This is a genomic window from Providencia sp. PROV114 (genome assembly GCF_032704305.1).
GTDB lineage: Bacteria > Pseudomonadota > Gammaproteobacteria > Enterobacterales > Enterobacteriaceae > Providencia > Providencia rettgeri.
The window spans coordinates 2,272,793-2,283,651 of sequence record NZ_CP120528.1 but is presented as its reverse complement, the minus strand read 5'-3'; the positions used below and the strand labels follow the sequence as shown (position 1 = coordinate 2,283,651).

Sequence of the window (10,859 nt, the reverse complement as noted above, 5' to 3'; positions counted from 1 at the left end):
GATGATACGTAAAATTCAGAATATTTTTAATTTAGGAATCAAAGAATTGCGCAGTCTGGGCCGCGATAAAGCAATGCTAGCCTTGATTGTCTTTGCTTTTACGGTATCGATTTATTCGTCGGCAACGGTGACACCCGGTTCTTTACATAATGCTCCCATTGCGATTGCTGACCAAGATAAGTCACAGTTATCAAACCGGATAATCAATAGCTTTTACGCACCTTATTTCTTACCCCCCATAGATATCACACCAGACCAAATTGATGGCTTGTTAAACCGTGGCTCATATACATTTGCATTAGATATTCCGCCTAATTTTCAACGTGATGTGCTTGCCGGCCGGCATCCAGAAATTCAGGTGAATATTGATGCAACACGAATGAGCCAAGCCTTCTTAGGGAATAGTTATATTCAAAACATTACCTTAGGTGAAGTGAACGAATTTTTAGCAAAATACCGCAGTAATGCGAGTTTGCCTGTCGATCTGGAAGTGCGCATGCGCTTTAATCCTAACTTGACGCAGTCATGGTTCGGTTCTGTTATGGCAATTATCAATAATATTACGATGCTATCGATCGTTTTGACGGGGGCAGCACTTATCAGGGAGCGAGAGCACGGTACCGTTGAGCACTTGATGGTCATGCCACTAACACCATTTGAAATTATGATGTCAAAAATATGGTCAATGGGGCTGGTGGTATTGATTGCATCCGGTGTTTCCTTAATTTTAGTGGTAAAAACATTGCTACAAGTCCCCATAGAAGGGTCTATCTTATTGTTTATGTGTGGAGTTGCCTTGAGTTTATTTGCGACAACATCAATTGGTATTTTTATGGGGACAATTGCACGATCTATGCCTCAGTTTGGTTTGTTGATGATTTTAGTACTGTTGCCATTAAACATGCTTTCTGGCGGGATGACAGCACGAGAAAGCATGCCCCAGCTCGTTCAAGATATTATGTTAACCATGCCGACCACACACTTTGTTAGTCTAGCTCAGGCGATTTTATATCGCGGAGCAGGTTTCCAAATTGTTTGGCCTCAATTTGCAGTGCTCGTTGTGATTGGCGCTGTATTCTTTTCCCTCGCACTCATTCGTTTTCGCAAAACGATTGCCACCATGGCTTAACTCACTGAACATAAAATAGACCTTATAAATAAAACGCTTGCTGAACAGAACAGGAAGCGTTTTAATGTCTCACCTATTAATTTTTAAAATATGATTAGGCTGTACCTATCAAATCGATAGTAGGTAATGATTGGATTAAGCTGCTGTAAAACAGTAACTTAATAGGCAACCAAACAGGAGAACATCATATGTCATTAATTAATACTCAAATCAAACCATTTACTAACCAAGCATTTAAAAACGGTGAATTCATCGAAGTTTCTGAGAAAGATGTTGCAGGTAAATGGAGTGTTTTCTTCTTTTATCCAGCTGACTTCACCTTTGTTTGCCCAACAGAATTGGGTGACATTGCTGACCATTATGAAGAATTCCAAAAATTAGGTGTTGAAATTTTCTCTGTTTCTACTGACACACATTTTACCCATAAAGCATGGCATGCAAGTTCAGAAACTATCGGTAAAATCAAATATGCAATGATTGGTGATCCAACAGGCGCATTAACACGTAACTTCGAAAACATGCGTGAAGATGAAGGCTTAGCAGACCGCGGTACTTTCGTTGTTGACCCACAAGGTATCATCCAAGCGATTGAAGTTACAGCAGAAGGCATTGGCCGTGACGCTTCAGATTTACTGCGTAAAGTAAAAGCAGCGCAATATGTTGCTAGCCACCCAGGTGAAGTTTGCCCAGCTAAATGGAAAGAAGGTGATGCAACGCTGTCCCCATCTTTGGACTTAGTCGGCAAAATCTAATTAATCTAGCTTAATTGATTAATACTGAATAATTCAGGTTGCAGGTGTCTAGGCCTGCAACTTGGATCATGACGGGTATATGTACCCGATTTTATGATAAAAATTAAAGGGGATTACATGCTCGACAATAATTTACAGGCACAATTGAAAGCCTACTTAGAACGTTTAACTAAGCCCGTTGAATTAGTTGCTAATATAGATGACAGCCAAAAATCAAATGAAATCAAACAGCTGTTAGAACAAATTGCGTCGTTGTCTGATAAAGTCACTGTACGTGAAGAACGAAATAGTGCAGTAAGAACACCTTCTTTTTTAATTACTAACCCAGGTACAGATAGTGGTTTGCGTTTTGCCGGCTCGCCTCTGGGACATGAATTTACGTCTCTTGTGCTGGCTTTATTGCAAATCGGTGGTCATCCATCGAAAGAAGCACAAGAGTTATTAGAGCAGGTTAAAGGTCTTGAAGGCGAGTTTCATTTTGAGACTTATTATTCTTTATCTTGCCATAACTGCCCAGATGTTGTTCAGGCACTGAACTTGATGGCAGTTTTAAATCCAAATATTAGTCATACCGCTATTGATGGTGCACTTTTCCAAAATGAAATTGATGAACGTAATGTAATGGGCGTTCCTGCGGTTTTCCTGAATGGAAAAGAGTTTGGTCAAGGGCGTATGACATTAAGCGAGATTGTTAGCAAAGTCGATACCAATGCGGATGCGCGTGCAGCAAAATCACTAACAGAGCGCGAACCTTTTGAAGTGCTTGTTATTGGTAGTGGTCCAGCAGGGGCTTCAGCGGCAATTTATACGGCTCGTAAAGGGATCCGCACTGGTGTGATTGGTGAGCGTTTTGGTGGCCAAGTCATGGATACGGTTGATATTGAAAACTATATTTCAGTTATCAAAACGGAAGGTGCCATTTTTGCAGGTGCATTAAAGAACCACGTGGACAACTATGATGTTGATGTTATTGATGGTCAATCAGTTGCAAAACTGATCCCAGCTGCAGAAGAAGGTGGATTACACCAAATCGAAACAGCATCAGGTGGTATCTTAAAATCACGCAGTATCATTATTTCAACGGGTGCGCGCTGGAGAAATATGGGTGTTCCGGGGGAACAAGAATATCGCACTAAAGGCGTAACATTCTGTCCGCATTGTGATGGCCCATTATTTAAAGGTAAACGTGTTGCTGTTATTGGTGGCGGTAACTCGGGTATTGAAGCGGCTATCGACTTAGCGGGTGTGGTTGAACATGTGACCGTACTGGAGTTTGCACCAGAATTGAAAGCAGACTCAGTATTACAGCAAAAAGTACGTAGTCTGAAAAATGTCGATATTATCGTCAATGCACAAACCTTAGAAGTAAAAGGCGATGGCAGTAAAATGACCGGACTTGAGTATAAAGACCGTACCGATGATAGCGTACATTTATTGGAAGTGGCTGGCGCATTCGTACAAATTGGTTTATTGCCAAATACCAATTGGTTAGGTGATACGGTCGCCAGAAACCGTATGGGCGAAATTGAAATTGACGCTCGTAATGAGACCAGTATTAAAGGTATTTTCGCTGCAGGCGATTGTACTACAGTCCCTTATAAGCAAATTATTATTTCAGCCGGAGAAGGAGCAAAAGCCGCACTTAGCGCATTTGATTACCTGATCCGCACAAGTACCAGAACCGCTGAATAGGTGTAATTTACTTTATATTCAGTGAGTTGTAGTCAAAAGGCACTCGGGGGCGAGTGCCTTTTTTTGTGCATAATCTGTACAAAAAAGGCTCAAAAGTGCCTAAAAGTGTTCAAGTGTGGACAATTTGTGGATATGCAAAAGTTAAATTTGTATTGCTTTTCGTCCTCAAAATCATCCTAAAACGAACAACCTATTAAGCTAACTCTGTTCCTCCTTTTAATGGGTTGTATGTAATCGCATCTTGAAGAAAGTCCGGTGCAAAGTGTGCGTAGGTCAGGGGTTGCTGTAATGTTGAGTGCCCTAAGATCCTCTGCAAAGTAATAATACTACCGCCATTCATCATAAAATGGGTTGCGAAAAATTGTTAACTAGTTTTCTTGTCTGAGTGGGGTGAGCCTGAATTTTCGTGCCTAGTGTGCGCTAAATCCGGTGCGATTTGGCCAGCTTCGGGATTCACCTCATCGAACATGAACCAATCTCGGTATTTTCTAAATCGGGGGTGCTTAAAGAATTTCATCGCAGACTCCAATGATATTTTAGCTTTTCCACTTTCATATCCATGATAGGTAACGATTTGAGTTTGTTACCCGCATCGGATGTGGTCGAGTTATTAGATTATGAGGTGCTATTCGCCGAGCGAAAAGCCGCGTTAATAGCTGCTATGCTAGTAGAGCAGCGGGAAACGATTGCACGTACATTGGACTTAGAATCTGAGCCGTTAACCAAGTTATTGCGGAACAAGTGATCCCCGAAAATGAGGGCGGTTGGTGGATGAGGGAAATTGGTTTGTTTGATAAATCGGGGTTATTGGTGGTCGTGGCGAATTGCCCTGAAACTTATAAACCATTATTGGCCGAGGGCTCAGGTCGCACGCAAACTATCCGTATGATTTAGTGCTGAGATTGAAAGTGACTTAAAAGGCGTTTGGGTGTTCCAGTCTACTTATGATGAGTTTACAAAAACCGAGAAATTAGGTTTCAAAGTTATACAAAACTTTAACCGATTCCCAGAATGGAAAGAACTTGGAGCGACTGAATTGAAAGAAAAAGAAGTTTACATAGCTAATAAATGTAAAGTTAAATTGATCAATCATGCAGATAAGATCATAACTCCATTATAAGATACATTAGATTTAGGGATTGCTTTAGAAAGTGAGAAATTACAATTAAGCGCCTGGAAAAGATATCGAGTAATATTAAATCGAGTAGAGATTTCAACTGCGTCGGATATTATTTGGCTAGTTTATCCGTCATATTTTAAGGATGCCTTATGAGTGAAGGCATCCCATTTTATTCTTATTTGGAATAATCATCGGGTAAATCATCAAACATGCGATGATTTCTATTAAAATCAATTATGATATTTTGGTTAGGGCAATCATTTTTAGACAACATATCACAATTACTTTCAATATTACTTTCTTCTATTCCGGTCCACTGAGAAAATAAAGACATAAAACTTAGCCCACTACGACGGCTGTTTATTATTTCTTTATGCTTAGAATTATAAGATGTGATGAAAAAAGGCACTTCATAGTTCTGCTTGTACTTATCACTATGTGCCAATTCATTTTTGTCATATGTTAAAGATAACGCATGATCAGAAAAATACATCATTGACCATTTTGATTTAGTTTTACTTAAGTCAGAATATATTTCTGATAACAATTTATCTGTATTTTTTATACTCTGGACATAACAAGAGAATTTTTTATTCTGATAAAAATGATCAAACTGCTCCTCTGTTCTGGTACAAAATGGCGTATGACTTCCCATAAGATGAACAACAATAAGTTTTTTAGGTACTTGGGACTTCAAAGCCAATTTAAATTCTGGTAACAATGCATCGTCTGGAGAGACTGATTTATCATCTGAACTTCTTCTTTTAATAAAAAAACTATTGTTTGCTCTTCGTCCAATAGCGGCAACTGAGCCGTCATATTCACCCACAAATCCTTGATTAGATAACCAGTAAGTATCAAAACCTGCTTTGTTAGCTAATGTCATGATGTTATTACCGATTTCAGGATATAAGGATAAGCTATGCGTTAAAGAAGGTTGTGTCGAACTCGCTGCAGAAGTGTAGTTAGTAAAAAAAGTCCCATTGATGGAGCTCATAAATGGTGTGTTCTGTATTTTAAAACCGTATTCTTGCATAAAATCTTTTCGGACACTTTCACCAATAACAATAACGTAAGTATCATATTGGTTATTAACGTCAGTGATTTTAAAAGTGTCATCACTTGTATATAATTCAACCTCATTGATTAAGGAATAAATAGAATAAATGAGCTCTGTAAAAAAACGAGTTTCTGGTGTTCCTGAATTAGCCGCTCTCTCATATTTACCACTTAAAGCATATTTTGAGGGAGTGAAGAAAAAAACCACCATTACGATACTTAGTATTGTCTTTTTATGATAATTCATCGAATTGGCTTTAATAAAGCTAACTAAAGTTCCAAAAGCGAGTATTAAGATAGAATAAATAAAATATTTATTATCTATATTTGATATAAATTCTCGTGATTCTTGTATGTCGGTATAATAAAAGGAAGCAACTGTATTATATGTAGGGGAGCCATAGATCAACCCGACAGGTAAATAAATAGCAGCTAAAATAGTGAAAAATAAAACAATAAAACGGTAGATACTATTTTTCACATAAAGCAAACCAATGCTTATGAAAAATATATACAGCGGCTTGAATGGATAGCCCATTACCTTGTGTAATATAGAAAAGAGAAAAAATAATGCGATAAACTTCAGCATTATTTTGCTTAAAATTACATTTTGTATTTTCTGGATCATAACTAGCTTTTTAACAATTCACTCTTAATTTTTGCCGCGTAGATTAGCACAAATAGAGTAAACGAAACATAACAATAGGATTGAATTTTTGATATTATCAGAAAAATTTATCATTGATTGAGCTATGTCACTCATTATAAAGTTCTATATCATGGCTATGCTCATGGTTGTTTGTGTTATCGCCGGCTTTCGCACTGCCGAAATCCAATTCAGTGAAACGCCCGCGAGTTTGAATTTCACACGGAACGGATTCACCGGTTGGATCATCGTAGTAAGAGCCAGCAAAGCGGAATTGCTTACCGTCAATCGTCGCGCCCCAACTTTCTAATAATTCCGACATTAGGCCACCCATAGAGGCATCCATATCTAATGCGCCAGAATCAAAGCCCATCATGACAGCAACGGAGCCCACCATACCGGCACCCTGATAATCCTCCGTTTTTAATGACAGCTTTGGCGGAGTGACTTCTTCTACTTGTCCAAGGTAGGTTTGGCCATCAATGTATAGGTCAAACAAAAAGAGTTTTTTAGGCATACCCATAATTCAAATTCCTTAGCCCAGTTGGTCAAAAACAGCGAAATACTCGTCAGTGAATTCTTGCGTTAATGTCAGGTTTTCCAGTGGCGGTACGGGGGTGTACTTGTAGCGAATGTGCGCCTTACCATCGCGTAAATTTTCTTTAGGGTTATCCGATGGGTCATACCAGCACTGGAAGCCCAATAAACGGCCTTGCGTGACGAGTTGTGCGCCTTTGCGGTTGATACCATCCACAATATCTTTTACCAATGAGGGCGTGAGTGTTTTGTCGATTTTTCTATATGTACTAAATAAATTTATTTCACTGACCAATGTTTAAGTCTTCGTGTCGAGTATTCATCCCCTCTAGGAAATTGTCCATATAATACACTTAATGCTATGAATTATAACGAAAAATAATATTTCTTAGTTCTCTGTCACATAATTAAAATAAGTGAAATAAATGATCATGAAAATCGTTCATGTTTGAAATGAAATTAAGTCGCTTTCACTCAATCAACAGCTCTGGCATAAATTAGACAACGCAAACAAATTAACGTATTTACAACATAAAGATTGATGAATGGACAACTAAAACTTCTAGAAAATCAAGAAGTCAATTGAGTTTCCATCTTGGAATTTAGGGTGTGACGAGACGATGAACAAAAATTTTACATTTACGATTAAAAGTAGTCTTTTTGACGAAAATTATAATCCTTCTGAAAATACACGTATTACAACTAACTTTGCTAATTTAGCCAGAGGGAAAAATCGCCAAGAAAATTTGCGTAACACGCTTGTCATGATGAACAACCGTTTCAATACATTAGCTTACTGGGATAACCCTAAAAGTGACCGTTACTCTATCGAACTTGAAATTATTTCTGTTGAGATGAGTGTTGAAAGGAATAGTAATACCTTTCCTGTGATTGAAATATTGAAAACCAATATTGTTGATCACAAAACAGGCAAACGTACTGAGGGCATAGTTGGAAATAACTTTTCATCTTATGTGCGTGATTATGATTTTAGTGTTTTATTGTTAGACCACAATAAAGACCAAGCAAACTTTAGTATTCCAGAAAATTTTGGTGACTTACATGGGAATATCTTTAAATATTTTGTTAATTCTAGCGAATACAAAACCCATTTTAGTAAGGCGCCAGTCATTTGTTTAAGTGTCTCAAATAAAGATATTTATCATCGTACGGGTAATCAACACCCTGTACTAGGTATTGAATATCAGCAAAATGGGGCTTCATTAACGGATCAATATTTTAAAAAGATGGGATTACAGGTTCGTTATTTTATGCCTCAAAACAGTGTTGCACCGCTGGCATTTTATTTTACGGGAGATTTGCTGAGCGATTACAGCAATATTGAATTAATTAGCACGATTAGCACGATGGAAACATTCCAGAAAATTTATCGCCCGGAGATTTACAATGCGAACTCCGTTGCGGGACCATGCTATCAACCGAGTTTGACGAACCAAGATTATTCATTAACAAAAATTGTTTATGACCGCGAAGAACGTAGCCGATTGGCTATTGAGCAAGGGAAATATACGGAAGAACACTTTATTGAACCCTATAGGCATATTCTAGAGCAATGGTCTGCTAACTACGCGCTTTGATTAATTATAAATATTTAAGGTCAATTATTATGAAAACATTATTACCAACATCTACCGCGGGTAGCTTACCAAAACCTTCTTGGCTTGCTGAACCTGAGACGCTTTGGTCTCCTTGGAAGTTGCAAAATGAAGAGCTCATTGAGGGAAAACAAGACGCACTGCGCTTATCCCTTGAAGATCAACTGCGTGCTGGAATTGATATTGTTAGTGACGGTGAGCAAACACGTCAGCACTTTGTGACGACATTTATTGAGCATCTCAGCGGTGTTGATTTTGCAAAGCGTGAAGTGGTTAAAATTCGCGATCGTTATGATGCAAGTGTGCCAACGGTGGTTGGCGCGGTTGAACGTCAAAAGCCTGTTTTTGTCGAAGATGCTAAATTTTTACGTAAGCTAACGAACCAGCCGATAAAATGGGCGCTTCCTGGACCAATGACGATGATTGATACCCTGTATGATAATCATTACAAAAGTCGTGAAAAATTGGCGTGGGAATTTGCTAAGATTTTGAACCAAGAGGCAAAAGAGCTTGAAGCGGCGGGCGTTGATATCATTCAGTTTGACGAGCCAGCTTTTAATGTATTCTTTGATGAAGTGAATGATTGGGGCGTAGCCGCGTTAGAAAGAGCCATTGAAGGGCTGAAATGCGAAACTGCGGTTCATATCTGTTATGGATACGGCATCAAAGCTAATACTGATTGGAAGAAGACGTTGGGCTCCGAGTGGCGACAATATGAAGAGGCTTTCCCAAAACTACAAACCTCGAATATCGATATTATCTCTTTGGAATGCCATAACTCCCATGTTCCAATGGATTTGATTGAGCTTATTCGCGGTAAAAAAGTGATGGTGGGGGCGATTGATGTAGCCAGTAATATTATCGAAACACCAGAAGAAGTCGCCAATACGCTACGTAAAGCACTGCAATTTGTGGATGCAGATAAACTTTATCCATCAACAAACTGTGGGATGGCGCCGTTATCTCGTCGTGTCGCAACCGGTAAACTCAATGCATTAAGTGCGGGTGCTGAGATTATCCGCAGAGAATTGTTGAATAAGTAATCTAAGTATAAATTAACGGATAAAAGGACCCAGAATTGATGAGGTGCCCTATAAAATTGGGACTTCATGATATCTGGGTTTTTTGTTGCATTGAGTTTCTTTTTTTGTTCTGACTTGAGGTATATTAGGCGTATTATTTCAAAATTACGATCTTCAATAGGAATATTGGCAATGGCTTTGATCCCTAAAAACTATGCGCGATTGGAAAGTGGCTATCGTGAAAAAGCACTTAAGATTTATCCATGGGTTTGTGGGCGCTGTACCCGCGAGTTTGTGTATTCAAATTTGCGTGAATTAACCGTTCACCATATCGACCATGATCATACTAATAACCCCGAAGATGGCAGCAATTGGGAACTATTATGCCTATTTTGCCATGATCATGAGCATTCGAAGTACACAGAGGCTGAGATGTATGGCACTAATGTTGTTGCAGGGGAAGATGCGCAAAATGATGTTGAAGCAGCAACCTATAACCCATTTGCTGATTTAAAATCAATGATGAATAAGAAAAAATAAGTATCATTGCAGACTCAGGCTGTTGTATTTAAAGGCACTCTATCGAGTGCTTTTTACGTATTTAAATCCATATTGGTTATTAATGAATATCCTCATGACTACGATATACGAGTGATAGTTCAGGGTGATTCCATAGGCTTGCGGGCGTCACTGTAGTGCGTTTCCATGGGATATGACCAATAAACCAAAGTTTCCAGAAATTTAATTTTGCACTCGGATTTTTAGTTAATAATTCTTCAAAGGTTTCAATTTCGCCAATTTGGATTGATAACGTAGATTGGTAAATATCAAAAACAAACTTAGAGCAAAACTGCCTAGGTGAATTGTAATTAAACCCGGTGTGGTAAAATTTGTTTAAGCGAGCAGGAACTTCAGCGACTAATGCTGATTTTTGTTCATGGGTTAGTGTATGAGCAAATCGACGTACACTGTAACGATTACCAGATGAACGGGAAATAAAGCGAGATAAGGTTGTGGTTGTTGAAAGCGGAACACGACTTTCTGCAATCAAATAGTCTTCGCCATTATGGCCGACAATCATGCCAACATGGTTACTCCAACATAAAGATGCTGAGGCTATTTGGCGAAATAATTCGGTCCCAATACTGGTAAAGACAACATCGCCAACTTCGTACTCATGTGGATAATTTATTTTTGTCATAAAAGTACCTCAATATAAACAATGCTATTAAGGTACAGTTATAAAGATTAGAAAAATTTCTAGCTATCGGATAAAAGCTGAAAAT

At 38.5% G+C, this 10,859-nt stretch carries 9 protein-coding genes and 7 pseudogenes; 10 read left to right on the top strand and 6 right to left on the bottom strand.

Features of this window, described 5'->3' with window-relative positions:
* Positions 1-4 precede the first annotated feature (4 nt).
* From P3L37_RS10105 to ahpF, 3 genes are all read left to right on the top strand, one after another.
* Entirely contained in the window at positions 5-1,129 is a 1,125-nt protein-coding gene (locus P3L37_RS10105; RefSeq protein ID WP_164529349.1) for an ABC transporter permease, read from the top strand.
* 188 nt (positions 1,130-1,317) lie between these two features.
* The gene (gene ahpC / locus P3L37_RS10100; protein WP_004910793.1) at positions 1,318-1,881 is read left to right on the top strand and encodes an alkyl hydroperoxide reductase subunit C; all 564 of its coding nucleotides are present in this window, start codon (positions 1,318-1,320) and stop codon (positions 1,879-1,881) included.
* Positions 1,882-1,998: 117 nt separating this feature from the next.
* The gene (gene ahpF, locus P3L37_RS10095) at positions 1,999-3,573 is read left to right on the top strand and encodes an alkyl hydroperoxide reductase subunit F (protein WP_109912186.1); all 1,575 of its coding nucleotides are present in this window, start codon (positions 1,999-2,001) and stop codon (positions 3,571-3,573) included.
* A 193-nt stretch (positions 3,574-3,766) separates the two neighbouring features.
* Here ahpF and P3L37_RS10090 read toward each other — a convergent pair.
* Both P3L37_RS10090 and P3L37_RS10085 read right to left on the bottom strand, forming a co-directional pair.
* Positions 3,767-3,931: pseudogene (locus P3L37_RS10090) on the bottom strand (integrase); the annotation flags it as partial.
* Between the two features lie 6 nt (positions 3,932-3,937).
* Positions 3,938-4,141: pseudogene (locus P3L37_RS10085) on the bottom strand (XRE family transcriptional regulator); the annotation flags it as partial.
* Between P3L37_RS10085 and P3L37_RS10080 the strand changes: the two are divergent.
* From P3L37_RS10080 to P3L37_RS21390, 4 genes and pseudogenes are all read left to right on the top strand, one after another.
* Positions 4,133-4,309: pseudogene (locus tag P3L37_RS10080) on the top strand (baseplate assembly protein); the annotation flags it as partial. The pseudogenes P3L37_RS10085 and P3L37_RS10080 overlap by 9 nt on opposite strands.
* Positions 4,294-4,464 (top strand): annotated as a pseudogene (locus tag P3L37_RS10075) (phage tail protein); the annotation flags it as partial. The pseudogenes P3L37_RS10080 and P3L37_RS10075, both read left to right, overlap by 16 nt.
* A gap of 37 nt (positions 4,465-4,501) precedes the next feature.
* Complete coding sequence (locus tag P3L37_RS10070; protein WP_004910797.1) at positions 4,502-4,693, top strand: hypothetical protein; 192 nt, start codon at positions 4,502-4,504, stop codon at positions 4,691-4,693.
* A gap of 12 nt (positions 4,694-4,705) precedes the next feature.
* Positions 4,706-4,846: pseudogene (locus P3L37_RS21390) on the top strand (tail fiber assembly protein); the annotation flags it as partial.
* A 22-nt stretch (positions 4,847-4,868) separates the two neighbouring features.
* Here the strand turns inward: P3L37_RS21390 and P3L37_RS10065 are convergent.
* The 3 genes and pseudogenes from P3L37_RS10065 to P3L37_RS10055 form a co-directional block, all read right to left on the bottom strand.
* A complete protein-coding gene (locus P3L37_RS10065; protein ID WP_109912187.1) occupies positions 4,869-6,380 on the bottom strand; it encodes a phosphoethanolamine transferase in 1,512 nt (503 codons plus the stop codon).
* A gap of 142 nt (positions 6,381-6,522) precedes the next feature.
* A pseudogene (locus P3L37_RS10060) lies at positions 6,523-6,921 on the bottom strand (phage major tail tube protein); the annotation flags it as partial.
* A 12-nt stretch (positions 6,922-6,933) separates the two neighbouring features.
* Positions 6,934-7,191: pseudogene (locus P3L37_RS10055) on the bottom strand (phage tail sheath C-terminal domain-containing protein); the annotation flags it as partial.
* A 364-nt stretch (positions 7,192-7,555) separates the two neighbouring features.
* Here P3L37_RS10055 and P3L37_RS10050 point away from each other — a divergent pair.
* The 3 genes from P3L37_RS10050 (at position 7,556) to yajD (ending at position 10,113) form a co-directional block, all read left to right on the top strand.
* Positions 7,556-8,533 carry a DUF1852 domain-containing protein gene (locus P3L37_RS10050; protein WP_272667293.1) on the top strand — a complete coding sequence of 326 codons (978 nt, stop codon included), beginning with the start codon at positions 7,556-7,558 and terminating at the stop codon, positions 8,531-8,533.
* Positions 8,534-8,562: 29 nt separating this feature from the next.
* Entirely contained in the window at positions 8,563-9,594 is a 1,032-nt protein-coding gene (locus tag P3L37_RS10045; protein WP_109912189.1) for a methionine synthase, read from the top strand.
* A gap of 171 nt (positions 9,595-9,765) precedes the next feature.
* Positions 9,766-10,113 (top strand): HNH nuclease YajD, encoded by a 348-nt coding sequence (gene yajD / locus P3L37_RS10040; protein WP_004910806.1) that lies wholly within the window; start codon positions 9,766-9,768, stop codon positions 10,111-10,113.
* Positions 10,114-10,192: 79 nt separating this feature from the next.
* Here yajD and P3L37_RS10035 read toward each other — a convergent pair whose 3' ends face one another.
* Positions 10,193-10,774 (bottom strand): YebB family permuted papain-like enzyme, encoded by a 582-nt coding sequence (locus tag P3L37_RS10035; protein ID WP_117161941.1) that lies wholly within the window; start codon positions 10,772-10,774, stop codon positions 10,193-10,195.
* Between the last annotated feature and the right edge of the window lie 85 nt (positions 10,775-10,859).

Excerpts from the sequence above, each read along its gene's own strand:
- P3L37_RS10050 (WP_272667293.1), top strand. The coding sequence starts at position 7,556 with ATGAACAAAAATTTTACATTTACGATTAAAAGTAGTCTTTTTGACGAA.
- P3L37_RS10035 (WP_117161941.1), bottom strand. The coding sequence starts at position 10,774 with ATGACAAAAATAAATTATCCACATGAGTACGAAGTTGGCGATGTTGTC.
- ahpF (WP_109912186.1), top strand. The coding sequence starts at position 1,999 with ATGCTCGACAATAATTTACAGGCACAATTGAAAGCCTACTTAGAACGT.
- P3L37_RS10045 (WP_109912189.1), top strand. The coding sequence starts at position 8,563 with ATGAAAACATTATTACCAACATCTACCGCGGGTAGCTTACCAAAACCT.
- P3L37_RS10065 (WP_109912187.1), bottom strand. The coding sequence starts at position 6,380 with ATGATCCAGAAAATACAAAATGTAATTTTAAGCAAAATAATGCTGAAG.
- ahpC (WP_004910793.1), top strand. The coding sequence starts at position 1,318 with ATGTCATTAATTAATACTCAAATCAAACCATTTACTAACCAAGCATTT.
- yajD (WP_004910806.1), top strand. The coding sequence starts at position 9,766 with ATGGCTTTGATCCCTAAAAACTATGCGCGATTGGAAAGTGGCTATCGT.